This window comes from Rickettsia endosymbiont of Thecocarcelia acutangulata (assembly GCF_964263195.1).
Lineage (GTDB): Bacteria > Pseudomonadota > Alphaproteobacteria > Rickettsiales > Rickettsiaceae > Rickettsia > Rickettsia felis.
Genome location: NZ_OZ181652.1, coordinates 983,477 through 1,002,061, shown reverse-complemented (window position 1 = coordinate 1,002,061; position 18,585 = coordinate 983,477). Strand labels below are relative to the sequence as shown.

The following is an 18,585-nucleotide window of genomic DNA, read 5'->3' as shown; positions in this document are numbered from 1 at the left end:
GCAAGATTTTGATACATCTTATCCCCTCATCTGATTAATGTCAGTGATTTCAATTGAGCCTTTATTACGGAAATATATTAGTAATATCGCAAGCCCTATTGAGGTTTCGGCAGCTGCTACGGTTAAGATTATAATACTAAAAATTTGTCCTGATAATTCTTGCATATATATGGAAAATGCAACAAAATTTATGTTAACTGCAAGCAGCATTAACTCAATGGACATTAATATATTGATAATATTTTTGCGATGCATAAATAATCCAAACATCCCAATAGTAAAAACTAAGCTGCTTAAGATTAAATAATGATTAAGCGAAATATATTCATTCATATTTAATATTCTCGACACCTTTATTTAGAGTAGGCTTTGTCATCAATACAACATTACTTTTATTATGGGAGAGTTGCTTTGTAATATCTTGATGTTTTACTCCTTCACGCTTCTTTAGCGTTAATGTAATACATGCAATCATAGCGACAAATAAAATAAGCCCCGCCATTTGAAACGGTAGCATAAAATCGGTGTAAAGCACGTTACCTATTGCTTTAGTATTTGAGATATTATTTGTTATGGTAAACGATACATCTGAAATGAAATTAATATTTTTAGTACCAAGTAAAATAATTGTTACTAAATCAGCAAACATTATTAGAGCTATAAAAATACTTAAAGCAAGATTTTCTTTTAACTGTGTTATTGTCTTATTAAAATGCATATCTAGCATCATTATCACAAATAAGAATAATACTGCTACAGCTCCAACATAAATCACTATCAGCATCATAGCTAAAAATTCTGCTCCAAGCAAAATCATAAGTCCTGCACCGTTGATAAATGCAAAAATTAACCATAATACCGAATATACGGAATTTTTGCTTAAAACAACGCATAAGCTGCTGATAGTTATTAATGTTGCAAATAAATAAAAAAATATGAACATGAGTTATATAATGTCATACCGTGGCTTGTCCACGGTATCCAGTAAAAAATGTTAAACTAGTATGTATTTTTAATTGTTTTTTGGATACCGTGGACAAGCCACGGTATGACACCGTAACAATCAAATCAACAAAGCGTTAGAAGAAAATTTCTCAATCATCGGAGTAAATAAGCTTTCTAGTTCTTTGCGTATTTCTTCCTTGTTTTCTACTTTTTGACCTTCTTTACTTAAAGTTAATTCGCCTTTTTCTACATGACCAAGTACAGCCTCAATGATTGCTTTTTTATCATGTTTACCGTCCATATATCTAAGTGCAAACTTCTCAAAGAAATTAACGCCGATCGGTTCATGTTTTAAATTTGTAACCCACATAGAAGGTGTATGGGTTACTTGATGTATCACCATTTTTGTTGTTTTAGGCTTATCAAGCTCAGGGTTATTTCGATGCTTCTGATTTGTAATACTAATATAACCTTGTAGTACTAGCTTCATTGCATTATTTAAAAGCTCAGCTTTAATTTCGTTTAATTTAGTACTATGTAGCTTTTTATTGGCTTCAGAGGTTATTTTCTCAAAGCTTAACGTATTATTTAGATTCTCGCTGAAAGTGTATAAAATAGCTTTCATGTAAGGCGAATTAGTTGTTAAATTAGAATCTTTATTACCGTTTAAGAAGAATTTTAAGGCTTCGGAAGCATTATTAAGATCTACTTCTTTAATCGGCTTTTCAGGCACTATATTAAAGATCATATTAAATTTCGTTATATCATCATTATTAATATTTCTATTAATTTTCATATCACTATGACATAGTAAAGTGGTTCTAAAACGACGATTTGTAATGAAATCCATATATTGTTCAGTTCTAACTATATCGTCCACCGCTTTTAACTGTTCTACTACTTTTGGCGGCATATTACCAAGATACATAGTCGAAAGATTACAATCGGCTAAATATTGTAAATTGTGTTTTCTTGCTTCATTCATAAATTCATGGAAGTAGAATTGAGCATTTTCTTCTTCTAGATGATCATGACGTAAATAATGATCGGTTTGTTTAGCAAGTAGCCCTGCTTCGGTTTTTAATACTTCTGCATAAGGGGTTTTAGAGTTTTCTAAGCTATCCTTAACAAATTCTAGTAACAATCTAGATTGAGCTATTCTATCACGGACATTTGCAAATGAGCTAGAATGATACATCATCATATCTCTAATAGTACGGACCATATTCCAGCCAGGGAGGGTATTATAGCTAATATATGCTATTCCGTTTGGACTAAGATTTTTATTACAAACTTCAAAAATTTTATCTCTAACGGTTTTTGGTACCCAAGAAATTACACCATGGCAAATTATATAATCAAACTTACCGAAAGAATCATCAATATCGGTTATCGAGCAATGATGGAACTCTATATTTTTTAATCCTAGTTCTTTAACATTTTTATTTGCTTCGTCAATTTGTACCTTAGACAAATCAACCCCAACAAAATGAGCTTTTGGATAAAGAACTGCATGTGGTATTAAATTACCGCCCGCTGCACAACCAAGCTCTAATATTTTTGCATTCTCGACTTCAGGAGCATTCACACCGAAAAGAGTTGCAAGTGTACTTAAGTGATAAGGATTCGTAAGAGCATATGGGTAGCTTTCATACGGCACTTCATCATAAGTGTTATGATTTGAAACCGCACCATTCGGAACAGGTTTGGTAGTTTTTGCTGTCTTATCATGACCGTTAGGGGTAGAAGAAGAGTTAGTAGCTTTTAAGGACATATTTTTTCCTTATATAGTTGATTTTCGTATGTATCATAACGTCATTGCGAGGAGCAAAGCGACGTGGCAATCTCGTCAAATATCCTGAGATTGCGGACGTACAATTGCTATGCAATTTTCTCGCAATGACGTTGACGATGCTTTCATATAAATATTTCACAGAATTCTTAAAATGGCAATCTATAAGTAAATCCTACACCAAATTCTCCAACGGCTATAGTTTTTTTGATAGGATTTGCCGGAACGAATTGTCCTGTTTTCATATCAAGCGTATCATAATTAATTCTTACTCTATATGCCGTTTGTAATTTTGCGGTTGCATCAATACTTAAATTTGAAGTTACATCTTGTGAGATTCCAAGACCTGCTTGCCACGCAACACAATTTTTATGAGTTCTTCTTACTTTAAAATAATCACCATTTATAACACTCCATCTAGAGGAGGTAGGCTTAACTTTTACTTGTGCTATTCCACCTCCAAGTATTACAAAAGGCGTGAAAGTTTTTATTTTTTCTAAATCATAAATAAGATTTAGCATATATATATTTGATAATACTTTAGTATTACCCGGGGTTTTAGGAATAGTGAGACCATTACTTAAATTTTGCTGAGGTAATACGTAATGCAGACGATATTTAGGTTGATAAGTTGCTGAGAATTCAATAGCTATCTGTGGATATATTATATAGCCTATTTTTCCGCTATACATACTTGATTTTTTTAAAATTATTTCGGTATTTGAGTGTTTATGTCGGAATTTACTAACGACCGGTTCAACTATTCCGCCTTCTGCTCCTATATAGAACCCTGTTTCTTTTGCAAAAGCAATGTTATTAAAAATGATGATAGTAATAAAAAATAATTTTAGTAATTTAGTCATTATAATTGCTTAAAAAATAAAAAAATATTATATACCCCCTTTATTAATGGTCAATCATATTTTTTCTAATTATGGAAGCAATTATACCAAATAGTAATAAAGTAATAGTTACAATGAGCGAAACATATGCCGGAATTGCTATATAATGATGAATAAATATTTTAAATCCGATAAATATTAAAATTAAAGCCAAAGAATATTTTATATAACTGAAACGTTCTACAATTTCTGCTAAACAAAAGAATAACGCTCTAAGCCCTAAAATAGCAAAAATATTTGAAGTATAAATTATATAAATATCATTAGTAATTGCGAATATTGCCGGTATACTATCTATAGCAAAGACTAAATCTATTGCTTCTATCAGTATTAGAGATATAAAAAGAGGGGTAAAATATAGTTTGTTATTACGTTTAACAACAAATTTATCCCCTTCAAGATTAGGAGTAATATTTAGATTTTTTACTATTGACTTGTAGATATAAGAATTCTGTATATCAAAAGTTTTATGTGATACATAAAAAGTTTTTATACCGGTAGCAATAAGTATTACGGCAAAAATATATAATAACCAAGCAAATTTATTTATAAGAATAATACCGCCATAAATCATTATGGCTCTGAATATTATTACGCCTATTATACCAAAAAATAAAACACGATGTTGATATTTCCCGGGAATTTTAAAAAATTGGAAAATAATAGAGATAACAAAAATATTATCAAGGGACATAGCTTTCTCAATGAGAAAGCAAGTATAATATTCACGAGCATGTTCTGCCTCCGTATTATAGTAAACATAGATACCGAATAAACAAGCTATTACAAAATAGAAAAGACTAAAAAGTACGCTTTCTTTAAAGCTCATTACGGTATTTTTTTTGTGTACTATTCCCAAATCGAGAACCAGTAAAGCAGCGATTACCGTATAAAAAATAACCCAACTCATTTATTTATCTCTTCATTTTATATTGCATGTGGAAATATAGCCCCCCACCAAACATAACTCTTAGCTGGAATCTAATAGTATTTTCTCCTTGTTTTAAATAACGCTTTATATCAATCGGTAAATTCTTAGCTTGTAATGCCTGACCTTGGTCATTTCCATTGTTACAGTACCTTTTTTCATCTAGAGAATTAACGTCAGTAGGGAGGCTAAGTAGCTTTTGACCGTTGACATATATTAATGTGCAATCATCATACCATAAATCTTTTACTTCAAAATACTCAATATCGTCCATTATTGCATCTAAAGTTACTTTGAATTCTACATTATGCAATATTGTATTGTCCGGTTTATTTGTTGCATCTATAAATGCCCCATCCTTTGGAAATGCCATAATGCTCCCCTGCGGCACCGGTTTTTTGTTTAAGATATAGTCACCTATTTTAGTTACCGGATTATAAGGAGTCTCAGGTAATTGGCTTGATGGAAAGTCGTTATAACCGACTTTTATAGGCAATCCTGTAGATTCTCTACAACCGACATTTTGACCTAAATGTTCAAATTCAACAACTTTTCTATCAAAATATGATAAACAATGGCGTTCTAAAGGTTTACTAGGATCAATAACTATCCAATTCGTCGGGCATCTTCCTATTGCAAGTTCACCTATATCGCTTTCATCCCATTCTGCATTACCGTGGGTGCTACCGGAAGGAGCATCGGCGGTGCTAGGAATTTTAGCACAAGTAGGTACTAATATAGGAGCACAAAGATCTAGCTCTTGCCAAGTTTTATCTCTTACATCCTCAGTCTCAGCTTTATATGTCGGCTCTGGAGGATGGTTTTCATCTCCTGCTGTATATGTCACTGTATAATATTTTGATTTATCATCTAACGGTACTAATTTTGGTCCTTTGTCAGGTCCTGGCTCGACTCTATCTTTATAATCCCTACTTAAAACACATACTGGAGTATTAGGGCTATTATTATTAGTATAGCAGTTACTTGGAATATTATTTATATTGCAAGCATAAATAGTAATACCTTCCACTGTTTCTTTTAGAGTACAGCTACTTGTATTTATATCTTTGCTGCATAAACCAAGGTTTGGATATTTAAGGCTATATGTATTTTTAAAATTCTTACAATTTATAGTATTGTTGTTGTTTAGTTTAGCAAGTACACAATTTATCGAGTCATTATTGTAACCGGGAATAGGTGAACCATCAGGTAAAGTAGGAATCGGCATAGGATTACAATGTTGGAAATTTTTCGGTATCAAGCAGGCATGCGTTCCACCTTGGATATATTTACCGTTTATATATTCTAAATATTTTAAATATACCGCACTTGAGTCAGGTTTTCCATTGCTATCATAAGGTTCTCTATCGTCTTTATATTTACCGTGAATAGTCAACTGATTTAGAGCATTTTCTCCTGAAAACGGCATAGCAATATATTTATCATTTGTCGGATCTTTTGGTGGATCTTTAGGTATAAACGCAACGGAAGAACTATACTTATAACCGGCAAGCATTACTATACTTTCTGTGTCCGTGGGGTTGGGAGGTGGAGATCCGGCATATGCTAACGGTGTTACAAGAGTGCTTGTTTCATCTATAATGTTAATAGTCCCATCTGTTTGTTTCTCTCTTACTTGCACTGAAGCAATGAATTGCGGTTTATAATAAGCATCGTTAGCATTGTTATTAGTACAGGTAATTCCGGCATATTGTCTTGAACATTCATAAGCAGCTAGACTATAAGAATGATTTACTCTCGGTACGCAATCTATTAAATTACCGGACTCAAATAAGCAAATATTATTAGGATTTTGCTTATCGTCTTCGGTATTACTAATAGAGACATAAAGTTTTCTATCTTTACCGTTATTGTCTTTTAGGGTGACATCTGTCTTTATAGGTATTAAGCTATTTGTATCTTGCCCTTGTATCTTAGGAAACTTTATGCTTACATCCTTAAATTCGCCTATATTAACTCCCCATACTTTTTGGCAGGTAGTTGAACTAGAACTTGGACAGTCCGGTATATCGCTTATGTAGTAATCGCTAGGTGTTTCTACATTTCCAATTTTCTGCGAATATACTATTCTAAATCCCTCATTACAACCGTTAGCCGTAACACTACATGGCGTAGATATATCTGTATTAATACATGGAGTGCTGCCTGAAGTATTCTTACACGATTTAATTAAATCTTTAAAAGCCGTATTAGTATGAGTAATTTTTGCTGAAGAAAAATCTTTATTACGTGGCTCTACACAAGTTTTGAGGTCAGAGTTTGATCCTGTGCAAAGTGGAACAAGATTGCTAAAGCTAACACGTATGGTATTATTAACAATATTGTTTTTAACATTAATATTAGACGGCACTACACACGCCGGACTAGTAGAAGATTGATCAAAATTGCCGCTTGCATCTTTTATGCTACATACATTATTAGCACTAGCATTAATGCTAATATAATCTAAATTTGGGCAATATGGCGGTGGAAAAGGTCCTAAAGGTAATTGTACACAACCAAAAGAATAGCTATCTACAGAACCGTTTAATGCTCCGAGTTTTTCAATAACCGTTATTATTAAACTAGGAAAAAAATTAAAAATCTCTCCTATTGCATCAAGTATTGATCTAAGCACTTTTATAAATTCTGAATCTTGATCTATCATACCAAGAAGCTGCCCTAATAAACTTGATAAACTTACTCCTTTTACTGTGTCAACTAAAAATTTTAATACTTTTGCAATAGGACTAAGTTCGTTAGTTTGATGAAGAGGTTGACGATTAGGATTCCAGTCCATCGGATCAAGATGTACCCCGGAATCTGAAACAAGATTAACAAGTCCAGGGTCGCTATAAGCACAAAGTTTAGGAGATTTTAAAGTAACTATTTTTCCGTCTACACCTATTATCTTATTATCAGTTTCTGTATAACCGACTTTATTGAGATGTACTCCATCGGTATAACCCGGATCTGCAGGGGAAGGTGTGGCGTTTATTCCGGGAGGTGGAGGCATATCCGGTACGGCAATTCTAGCACAGACTCTAGTTAGAGGTAGACCGTAACCCGTAGGCCATAATACACATTCTCCATCCCAATTTAAGGTAGAGTTTTGATTCCAACAAGCGGCAGCATTACAGCTTTGAACTCTAATACGAATTTTTGGAGTAAAGTAACTACTATCAGGGGCTTCTTCCGCACATCTATTGAGTAAAAAACCGATAAATGTGCCTGGGTAATCAAATTTTAATAAACAAGTATCACTATCACGACCGTCGCTTTTATTCCAAGGAGGACATAATGTGCCTGGTTTAAAGGGTCCTCTTTTTACTTCATTTTTGCTGCCTCTATTCCAAGTTTCCGTTCTATCGCTTTGTCCGCAATTACATGGATCAGTAATACATTCACCTATATCACCCCAAATAGATGCCTGCACATTAAATGAGAAAAATGAAAATAAGAAAAATAATAAATATTTTTTTAACACTTTGAGTATTCTTTATGTTCGTTGTTTTGTTGTCATTGTGAGAAGGCATCGCCCGCATGGACCAATTTTCCGTCATTGCGAGCGACTGTAAGGAGCGTGGCAATCTCATGAAATTAAAACTAGATTGCAACAAAGCTTCGCTCCTCGCAAGGTATTGTTTTTATGGACCCCGTGGACAAGCCACGGGGTGACGCATTGGGTTTTATCGGTCCACGCAACAACGCCTCCTCGCAATGACGATTTAGGTATCCACGCATGCAACACCGTCTCGCAATGACAATGGTTTTAGTAGCTATTCACCTCAGTCCGTATTTAACTCATTATATAGGTAATTAATCCAATTATCCGGAGGACCTTGGTGTTGTTCAAGTATTTTGTTATAAATATCCATTTCCTCTTGTCTGCTTGATAAAATACGGACAATTCCTATTAAAGCGGCAATACTTAATTCAGAAGCTATCGATTCATTATCCTTATTAATTAAGAACATTCTTGCAGAAAGTATTAGCTGTGATAATTTTCGTATTTCCGGCTCGCTTAAACCTAAAATTTTATCTAAATCTTCTATTTTAACGTCAGACGGTAGAATAATTTTAGTATTAATTAAATCAAGCCAAGGTTTTATAGTATATTTTGGATATGACTTAAGATAAATAAAATTGAAATTACTGACGAAAATACCGTTATTTTGAGATAAATTATTATAGATTAAATTTATATTATCATAATAAACTTCAGGTCTGTAAAGTTTATCAAAATTATCGGCAGCAAATATTTTAGGTTTTGTGCCAACTATGCTTAAATGATAAGTAAAAGCATAAATTACTCCTGCACAAATAGCTTGATGTTTCTTTAAATTATTATTAAATTGTTCTAAAAATTTTCTCTCCGTTGGGTAAAATTGTTTAGAAAACGGCTCATCAGAAAGTTTATATAAATTAAACCCTATAACTTTCCCTTCTTCAATGTTAAGAGACGGTCCGTCAAATAATCCGAAATATAATTGTCCTTCGGTAAAAACTTTAAGTTTATCAAGTATTTGTATTCCTCCTTCCTCTTTAAAATCTTCTAATTTTAAAATATCAGAAAAAATACGTTTTTCTTTTTCAATTGATAAAATTTTATTTTTTAATTTCTCTAGAAATGATATCTCTATTTCGCTAAGAGGTGAAATATAATGACCGCTGATTAATTTTAAAAATTCTAAAATGAAGGCTTGTGATTTTTCTGTATCATCTACTAAAAATGGATTGATAATTTGTTTGTCCGGTTCTAGCCATTTGCCTTCTATTGACTCGATAAAAATTTTAGAATCATTATTATTAGAGATATAAATTATTGTTGGATCGTATTTAGTTGATTCTGATATTAGAAAGTTCAATAATACGGTTTTGCCGGTTTTTTCCGTACCAAAGATGCAAGTATTACCTTTATTCGTTTTATCATGAAAATTCATGAAATATGGAGTACCTTTCTCGGTTCGCAGTAAAGTTATAGCCTTACCCCAAGGATTATATTGATTACCGAGTGTAGTATTATGAAGAGCGGTAAGAGAAGCAATATATTCTACGGATAATGGTGACATTCTGCGGATAAAGGCAAAGTTAGCAGGTAATTGCGACCAAAATATTTGCTCAATATTAAGATCTTCTTTTACATGAATAATACCAAGTTTAAAAAGTTCGGTTGATGCTTTAGCTACGGCTGCATCTAGTTTATTTTCATCTTCTTCTATAACGGCAATTGAAATTTGCTGATTACAAAATTGAAAATCTAAATTAGATGCATCAAGCTTATTAATCCCTTTATGATTAAGTAAAGTTGAGTCGTTAGTAATTTTTAGAATATGATCTTGACCACGCAATTTGGATATTACTTGTTTTTTGCTAACAAAGTAAAATATTTCAGTTATTATTAATTCAATCGGTAACTGTAAAAATTTATCTAGTGTATTAGAAGGAGTTTCTTGATATTCTTTTATAGATAGTAAAGAAGCGAATTTGTTATTTTTCTCATGATCCGTAACTACCATTTTATCGCTGCTAATTGTATAAATACTTCTACCTAGTGCATCGGATAAATCTATTATAGGTACCAAACAATCATTATTATTAAGATTAGCTATTCGATTATATAAAAATAAAGGATTAGAAAAAACATTATCATTTTCAAATATTATGCCGAGTTTCTCAGCACCGAATTCGTTTAAATCGTTTAAAATATTATTAGTGATATTTTCTAGTTTTTGAAAAGCTGAATCTAAGTAGTTATTTTCAAAATCAGTAATTAATTTATTAGATAAAGAATTTATTAAAGAGTTAAAATTTTTGATGTCAACTTTAGCAGAATCATGTACTATAGATATATATAAAGTATTAACGAATTTATCATTCCAATGGTTTTTTCTTTGCCATAGTGCATGAATATTTGCCGGTAATAATTTTTTGTAAGGAGTGGAATCATCTAAATTTTGTTTTTCTCGTATTGTATGTAGCCAAAAAGCAAAATCATAATCGGTTATATTCTTTTTTATAGAAACTCTAACCATTTCACGTAAATTTTGTATGTTATCGCTTATTTTCTCTGAGTTAATGCCGTGTATTTTTATAATTTGTAGTAATTTACCGTCTTTGGTAAGTAAAGTATTTTCATTATAATGACATGCTATAGGTATAAAATTAGGAGCATTATAATTATATATATCTTTGTCAAATTTTCGTAAATCACTAAACACAAATAACCTGAATTTAAATTATCGTTTTGTATACTGTGTCATACCATGGCTTGACCACGGTATCCAGCAAAAAACTTATAATACTAATTTTTAGTATTATAAACTGGACCCCGTGGTCAAGCCACGGGGTGACTAACGGAAAAATCAACTCATGCAACCGCATCTTCTACACTACATAGCCAATTTTCTAAATTAAACGAGTATATCACAAAACTTTACCTTATTATTTATATTTAATAAACAATTATTCACTATATGTAGTGATTTTTTGTAATCCTCCCATGTAATTTATCAAGACATCAGGTATAGTTATTGATCCATCTTCATTCTGATAATTTTCAAGTATTGCAACCATAGTTCTTCCGATAGGTAATCCTGAAGCATTTAAAGTATGGACTAAGGTAGTTTCGTTACTGCCGAATTCCTTATATCTTGCTTTCATTCTACGTGCTTGAAAATCTCCACAATTAGAACAGCTAGCAATTTCGCGATATTGCTTTTGTCCCGGAAGCCATACTTCTATATCATAGGTTTTTTTTGCCGCAAATCCCATATCTCCGGTGCAAAGTAACATAACACGATAAGGAAGATTCAGTTTTTGTAAAATAGTCTCTGATGCATTAGTTATATATTCATGCTCATTTTTTGATTCTTCAGGGGTAGTAATAGATACTAGCTCAACTTTACCGAATTGATGTAATCTAATCATACCTCTTGTATCTCTACCGCTACTACCTGCTTCTGATCTAAAGCACGGGGTGTAAGCAACATAACGCATCGGTAATTTTTCTCTTGGTATAATAGTATCGGCGACTATATTTATTAAAGATACTTCTGCGGTTGGAATTAGTCTATAACCATTTGTTGTTGCAAAAGACTCTTCGGCAAATTTAGGTAGTTGTCCTGCATTATACATAGCATTATCTCGAACTAATACCGGAGGTGATATCTCAAAAAAGTCAAACTCTTTAGTATGAACATCAATCATAAAGTTAATTAAAGCACGTTCTAGCTTTGCTAAATCACCTTTTAACGTTACAAATCTAGCTCCAGAAATTTTAGCAGTTTGTTCAAAATCCATTAAATTTAATTTTGTACCTAATTCAAAATGCTGTTTATTCAAAGCATTTGGATTTGTCTCTCCGTAAGTACGAACTAATTTATTCATACTTTCATCCATTCCGTAAGGTACTTCTTCGTCCGGAATATTAGGAAGCATATTTAATAGTTCATTTAATTCGTTATTATTATTTAGATCCTGTTCAAGTTCTTCCAACTTCTCATTTATATGTTTGACATCTCTTTGTAGCCCTTCAAACTCTTCGCCGCTTTTAGAGGCCATATTACCTAAAATCTTTGATTTTATCTTGCGTGCATGCTGAAATTCTTGAATTAAACTCGTAATTTTTCTTTTCTCTCCGTCGAGCATAGCAATTTTACTAGACATAGGTTCAATAAATCTTTGGCTAAGCTTTTCATCGAATAATTCTTGATTTTCTCTAATCCATTTGATATTTAACATTTAGTGTCCTCGGTTTTTCTATAAAATTACATATCATTATTGAAGTTTCATATAATAAAAGTAGCGGTATTGCAAGAGCAAACTGGCTTAAAATGTCAGGAGGCGTTAATATTCCTGCAATAATAAAGTTAATTACCACGGCAATGCGTCTTTTTTGCTTAAGTGTTTGTACCTTAACTATTTTTAGTATATTTAATATTATTATCACAACCGGTAGTTGAAAAGCAACTCCAAAAGCAATAATTAAATGAATAACTAAATTTAGATACTCGCTAATTCTTGCTTCCAAAACTATCGATACTATCATATCACGTTTTTCAAAACTAAGAAAAAAATTCCAAGCTTTCGGCATTACAAAGTAAAAAACAAAAATACTACCGCACCAAAATAAAATAGGCGACATAAAAAGAATAAAAGCGATAATTTTTCTTTCATGGCGGTGTAACCCTGGGCTGATAAATAAATAACACTCCAAAGCAATTATAGGTATAATAATAGTAAAAGCAGTAAAAGCTGCAAGTTTAATATAGGTAAAAAATGCTTCTGTAAGCCCTGTATAAATTATATTTCGTACCGTATCACCGCTTAGCTTAGCAAGCGGTTTTAATAAAAAACTATAAATATTGTCGCTAAAATAATAGCAAATAGCAAATATAATTATAAAAGCAGTAAATATTCTAAGAAGTCTTATTTTTAATTCTAATAAATGTTCTTGAAAACTATATAATTTCATAAAAATTTTGACTCTTCATTTTGCAGAAGTATATATATCAATATTATAAACCTTTTTTAATAATTGTCATATCTTTTTAGAAATATTCACAAAGTCTAGTTTCTTTCTATATATTTTATAAAATATCGGTATAAATAATATGCTAAACAGAGTATTACCTAAAAAGAATATAGACCAAGTAAGATATTTTGCACAAATACCGCCAAGGCTAGCTAGAATAATACGGCTAAGAGAGCTAAAAGATGCAATAATAGAATATTGCGTGGCAACAAATTCACTATTGCAAAGACTAGCAAAATAGATAGAGATAATAGTTCCTGCAAAGCCTGCACAAAAGTTTTGTACTGTAACTGTTATTATAAATATCCTTATATCATAGCCGATGGTTGCAAGAATCATAAACATAAGAGGCGACAATAATTGAATAACTCCACCAATTAAGACGCTATGAAATATACCCATTTTTGCAGCTAAAACTCCGCCTAAGGCTCCTCCGACTATCATGATTAGTAACCCGTAAGCTTTGTAAATAACGGCAATTTCATGAGTAGTAAAACTTAAATCTAGAAATAAAGGCGAACTCATAGCCATAGGTATAGAATCCGCAGCTTTATATAAAAAGACAAACAACATAATTAGCAGTATACTCGATGAACTTGAAAAATTGGCTACGTCGCCTTTGTAAGACCTCGGATGCTCACGTATTAATATACGCTCCGCTCCTCGGCTTATAGACTCCTTGCTCTTTTCCAAGTTGATCTTCGTATAACCATTCTTCATTTCACAGGCATCATTTTTTAAAGATATAATACTTTTTTTAATAACTTCAAAATATTGTTGTAATCCTATTAAATTAGTAGTCGTATGACGTTTTTCTTGAGGTTTCGGTTCTTTGATACATAAGATTACTATAGGACCAACTACAGTAATAAATAAAGCAAATTTATATACTGTATTCCAGCCGAAAATAATTGATAAATATAAAGCACCGACGCTGCCAAGTAACATACCTAAACGAAACCCTATGCTACTAAAGGTAAAAGCCATTGAAAGCTCTTCTTTAGATGTAGGTCTCTCAATTCTATATGCGTCAAGTACAATATCTTGCGTAGAACTGCAGAATGAAATAATAAATAAGATAATTGCAGTAATATATAAATTATTACAAGGGCTTACTTTTAAGAACCCTGTCATCGCTAGGATTAAAAATATTTGTGATACCAATGCCCAGCCACGCCTGTGACCGAATTTAGAACATAAAAAAGGTATAGAGTATTTATCTATAAAAGGTGACCATATGACCTTTAAGCAATACGGAAAAGCAGCTAGTGATATCGAGCCTATTATATCAGTGGTGTATTTTGCTTCGGATAATTGATATGGAACTGTGAAAAAAATTAAATTAAACGTAAGACCGGAAATTAAGCCTAAAAGTAAAATACCGATTAAATATAATTTTTTGTACACGGAATATAACTATTTATAGTTCATTTTTAAGGAGTAAGGTGCTACTTTGGAAAATATTTTACCGACTACCGGTATTTTAGTTACAATAGTGCTGATTAAGAAAAAGGAAGGAATAACATTTCCTTTAACCGTAATTAATTGCTGTTTGGTATCAATATTACCTTTCATAGTAAAATCAAAGAACGGTCCATGTGCTTCCGTATCGAAAATTGTAATTATATTTCCTCTATAATTAAATTTACCGGTCATATCTTCAAATAAAATATTTTTATTATTAGTTATTGAACTAAGAAAACCTGGCAACGAAACAAAGGAAACAAGCCGTGTTAAAAAAGGAGTATCGACTACAGTAAAATGTTTTATAGAAAATTTGCCGTCTAATATCGGCACTATTTCCCCTTTTTTTACTTCATATCTTCTTGTATTTAAGTTGATGTTAATCTGACCGTTTTGCATAGTGGTATACATTCCAAGTCCCTTAAGTAATGCTCCGGCATTATCGGATTCAATTAGCCATTGTTCAAAAGTGTCTTTAGCGGTAAGCGACATCTTAACTTTTTTATTATCAATATTAGCATTTAGAAAACCGGAGAAACACCGCACTTTATCACATTTAATTGCTAAATCAAGATTACCTAGAATTATATTATTCTTTAAAAATATTTTTGATATATTAGTTTTTAAATTAATATTACGTGTAGAATCTCCCTCTTTTTCTAAAAACTGCATCATATTAGCATTTGATAAATCTAATCCGCTTCCATAAAGTTCCGTATTAAGATTATGGTTATCTATGATTATTTTTCCTTTTAAATCCGTATGATTATGTTTAACAGAGGCTAGATTAATATTATAAATATTTTTCTTAATTAGGGCATTACCGTTAATTTTTAGATTATCCTGCCCCGACAGGTTAAATTCAAGATTTCTATCGAAATTTTTATCATTTAATTTAGTATATAAATATAAATTAGCTTTTTTATATAATTTTTTATGAATAGATACTTTATCTATATAGAATTCTAAATTATCAAGATTAGAATTAATGGTAATAAAACTCTCATTATTATGCTGTTTTTTATACTCAAAATTTAAAATGCTGCTGCCTGAAATTAATTTAAATACTCCAAATCTTTGATTATTTGCCGTAATATTACTTTTTATTTTAAGTAAACACTCATTATTTTTATCTGATATATCATGATCATAAGTAAAGCTGCTTGCATAATTATTAATTTTACCCTTACCGTTAATATTTAGTTTGTTGTCTTTAAAGCTACCTTTGGCTTCACCGTTTTGTAATAGGATATTATTGTCTAAGGCGTTAAAAGAGATATTTGTTAATGTCGACAAAACATTATAGCTATTAGGGATATTGGGGCTAATAGGAATTATTAGCTCTATTATTGAATTTGCCGTTCCTTTGATTTTTTTAAGATCAATATTTTGAGCTTCAATATTTTGATAGGCATCATTTGGAACAAAGGCAATTAAGTCGTTAATTTCACCTTTAGCAGTAGCATTAAAAATAAATTGTGATTTATCCGGTCCTTCCCATTTGAAAGTCATAATGCCGTCTGAAACAACACTTTTACCGCTATATGCTTCATTAATTAGAAATTTTATTTCCGGTCCTGAAATGATTATATTAGTATCAACTTTAGTCAAAGGCGGTAAATCTGTATGATATTTATATTCAAAATTCGAGATATGTAAATTTGCTTTTAAATTATCTTCTACTAAAATATTTTTTTTTAAAAATTTTTTATCTAATTTAATATTTAATTCTCCGTTTTGGATGTAACCTTGTTTTATATGTTCTCGTAAATATGAGATTATAGGGTTATCCGGAATAATTTTTTCGACTGTTTGATAAATTATTAAAGGCATATTTGCGGCAGCTGCACTTGCATCGATATTTTTATCGGTTATTATACCGCTTAGTGATAAAAAAGCTTTGTCTCCAAAGGTAAGTTTGCAATTAACAGTCTTTGGATTATCTTTAGAATAGGCGGTTTTATATGAGCATAAAGCATTTCCTAGAGGTAAGTCCGCTTCTTGCTCATCGGTTAAGATATCACTTTTTATTGAAGTTAGTCGTATGTCGGTTAGGGAATCTTTTTTAATTATATTTAACGAATAATCCCCGGTTGTTGAAGTGTTTATAATCTCTTCATCGTTATTTGAGATTACGGAAATTTTATCAATATTAAAATTAGCCTCTATTAACGAATTAGAGAAGAAATTTTTGAAATTAAAGAAAAGATTAAAATCATTAATTTCTCCTCTAGCATTATCTATAAGACTTAAGGAAATTTTATCTATGGATAATCGGTTTTCTTTAAATTCTAAATCATGTAGTACAGCCTTTATATCATTTTTACTTAAATAAAATTCAATTATTTTTTTCAAAGGTTCATTTAAGTGTCCTTTATTTGCACTATAAACAGTTAGAGTTATAGCCAAAGATAATGAAATTAGAATTATAAAAATACTAATAAAGGTTTTTTTAATAAAATTCATTTGAGCTTGTAAATCTATTGAAATATGATAAAAGCTTTATATACGTAGATAGAGCTTCAAAAATTGGCTACGTCGTCCTATAAGTTCTGCGATGCTCACGTATTAAGTATACGCTCTGCTTCTCGCCTTATGGACTCCTTGCTCTTTTTGAAGTTGATCTTCGTCTATACTATTCTTTTTGAGGTATACACTTGGAATATAACGTATAATCTAAAAATTTAATATAAAAATCACAAAAAATTATGAATATTACATTTATCGGTAGCGGATATGTGGGATTAGTCTCAGGTATTATTATGAGCTATTTAGGTCATAATGTTACTTGTCTTGATAATGATGAGGTTAAAATATCCAAATTAAATAAGCAAATATTACCGATTTATGAAGCTAAACTGGATGAGTATCTTAAGCAAGCTTTAGAAGCTAATAGGTTAAAATTTACAAATATTTATAATAATGAACTTCAAAATGCCGAGGTAGTATTTATTACGGTCGGTACGCCTTCAAAAGAGTCGGGAGAAGCAGATTTAAAATATGTCTATGATGCTATTGATAGAGTTTCCGAGCATATAAATAAAGATTGTTTAATAGTCATAAAATCTACTGTTCCACCTGATAGTTGCAGTAATATTGTAGCTTATTTAAAACCAAAAGGCTTTTCATTTAATGTTGCTTCTAATCCTGAGTTTTTAAGAGAGGGCAGTGCGGTAGAAGATTTTTTATATCCTGATCGTATAGTTATCGGGGTAAATAATAAAGAATCAGAGGAAATATTGCGAAAAATTTATGCACCTTTAATAGAACAAGGTGCAAAGTTCGTGGTTACCGATTTAGTGACGAGCGAGCTTATTAAATATGCTTCTAATAGCTTTTTAGCTACCAAAATTGCTTTTATTAATGAGATGGCTGATTTATGTGAAAAAATCGGCGGTAATATTAAAGATTTATCTAAAGGTGTAGGACTTGATCAAAGAATCGGTCAAAATTTTTTAAATGCAGGACCGGGTTTTGGTGGTTCATGTTTTCCAAAAGATATTCTAGCATTAAATAATCTTGTAGAAAATCATCATATCGATTGTAAGATTCTTAAGGCAGTAATTAAAATTAATAAGCAGCGTCCAAGTAATATGGTAGATAAGATAGCTACTTTGTTAGACGGAGATTTAAAAGGTAAAAATATAGCAATTTTAGGCTTAACATACAAAGCAGGAACAGATGATGTTAGGGCAAGTCCTGCCATCGAAATTGTAAAGATCTTATTAAATAAAGATGTATATGTTAAAGCATTTGATCCTATAGGTCTTGAAAATGCTAAAAAGAATTTAGAACATAAAAATTTGCTATATTTAGATTCGGTAGCTGAAGCCTGTAAATCAGTAGATATTATAGTTATTGCAACTGAATGGTTAGAATTCAAAGAACTTAATTGGCAAGAAATTTATGATTTAGTAAAATCCCCGATAATCATTGATCTTAGAAATATAATAGATAATGAAGCAATAAAAAAAATCGGTTTTAGATATTATGCAGTCGGGAGTAAAATTTAGCCTGT

The 18,585-nt window shown here is 31.3% G+C and carries 12 protein-coding genes; 1 reads left to right on the top strand and 11 read right to left on the bottom strand.

Annotated features, from left to right (window positions below):
• Window positions 1–18: 18 nt before the first annotated feature.
• From nuoK to ACE38Q_RS05405, 11 genes are all read right to left on the bottom strand, one after another.
• Complete coding sequence (gene nuoK / locus ACE38Q_RS05455; protein ID WP_011271556.1) at window positions 19–333, bottom strand: NADH-quinone oxidoreductase subunit NuoK; 315 nt, start codon at window positions 331–333, stop codon at window positions 19–21.
• Entirely contained in the window at window positions 326–943 is a 618-nt protein-coding gene (locus ACE38Q_RS05450; RefSeq protein ID WP_500190384.1) for an NADH-quinone oxidoreductase subunit J, read from the bottom strand. Before ACE38Q_RS05450 ends, nuoK begins: the two co-directional genes overlap by 8 nt.
• Before the next feature lie 120 nt (window positions 944–1,063).
• Window positions 1,064–2,719, bottom strand: coding sequence for a methyltransferase regulatory domain-containing protein (locus ACE38Q_RS05445; protein WP_500190383.1), 1,656 nt, complete (start codon window positions 2,717–2,719; stop codon window positions 1,064–1,066).
• Between the two features lie 167 nt (window positions 2,720–2,886).
• Window positions 2,887–3,600 carry an outer membrane protein gene (locus tag ACE38Q_RS05440; RefSeq protein WP_500190382.1) on the bottom strand — a complete coding sequence of 238 codons (714 nt, stop codon included), beginning with the start codon at window positions 3,598–3,600 and terminating at the stop codon, window positions 2,887–2,889.
• A 43-nt stretch (window positions 3,601–3,643) separates the two neighbouring features.
• Window positions 3,644–4,549 carry a TerC/Alx family metal homeostasis membrane protein gene (locus ACE38Q_RS05435; RefSeq protein WP_500190381.1) on the bottom strand — a complete coding sequence of 302 codons (906 nt, stop codon included), beginning with the start codon at window positions 4,547–4,549 and terminating at the stop codon, window positions 3,644–3,646.
• Between the two features lie 4 nt (window positions 4,550–4,553).
• A complete protein-coding gene (locus ACE38Q_RS05430; RefSeq protein WP_500190380.1) occupies window positions 4,554–8,054 on the bottom strand; it encodes a hypothetical protein in 3,501 nt (1,166 codons plus the stop codon).
• Window positions 8,055–8,355: 301 nt separating this feature from the next.
• Window positions 8,356–10,788, bottom strand: coding sequence for a VirB4 family type IV secretion/conjugal transfer ATPase (locus ACE38Q_RS05425; protein WP_500190379.1), 2,433 nt, complete (start codon window positions 10,786–10,788; stop codon window positions 8,356–8,358).
• Between the two features lie 244 nt (window positions 10,789–11,032).
• Window positions 11,033–12,310, bottom strand: coding sequence for a serine--tRNA ligase (serS, locus tag ACE38Q_RS05420; protein WP_500190378.1), 1,278 nt, complete (start codon window positions 12,308–12,310; stop codon window positions 11,033–11,035).
• On the bottom strand, window positions 12,288–13,043 hold the full coding sequence (tatC, locus tag ACE38Q_RS05415) for a twin-arginine translocase subunit TatC (RefSeq protein ID WP_500190377.1): 756 nt from the start codon (window positions 13,041–13,043) through the stop codon (window positions 12,288–12,290). The genes serS and tatC overlap by 23 nt, the downstream gene beginning before the upstream one ends.
• Window positions 13,044–13,109: 66 nt before the next feature.
• Window positions 13,110–14,510 (bottom strand): MFS transporter, encoded by a 1,401-nt coding sequence (locus ACE38Q_RS05410; RefSeq protein WP_500190376.1) that lies wholly within the window; start codon window positions 14,508–14,510, stop codon window positions 13,110–13,112.
• Window positions 14,511–14,519: 9 nt separating this feature from the next.
• Complete coding sequence (locus ACE38Q_RS05405) at window positions 14,520–17,033, bottom strand: transporter AmpG 3 (protein WP_500190375.1); 2,514 nt, start codon at window positions 17,031–17,033, stop codon at window positions 14,520–14,522.
• A 242-nt stretch (window positions 17,034–17,275) separates the two neighbouring features.
• Between ACE38Q_RS05405 and ACE38Q_RS05400 the strand changes: the two genes are divergently transcribed.
• Entirely contained in the window at window positions 17,276–18,580 is a 1,305-nt protein-coding gene (locus ACE38Q_RS05400) for a UDP-glucose dehydrogenase family protein (protein WP_500190374.1), read from the top strand.
• Window positions 18,581–18,585 lie beyond the last annotated feature (5 nt).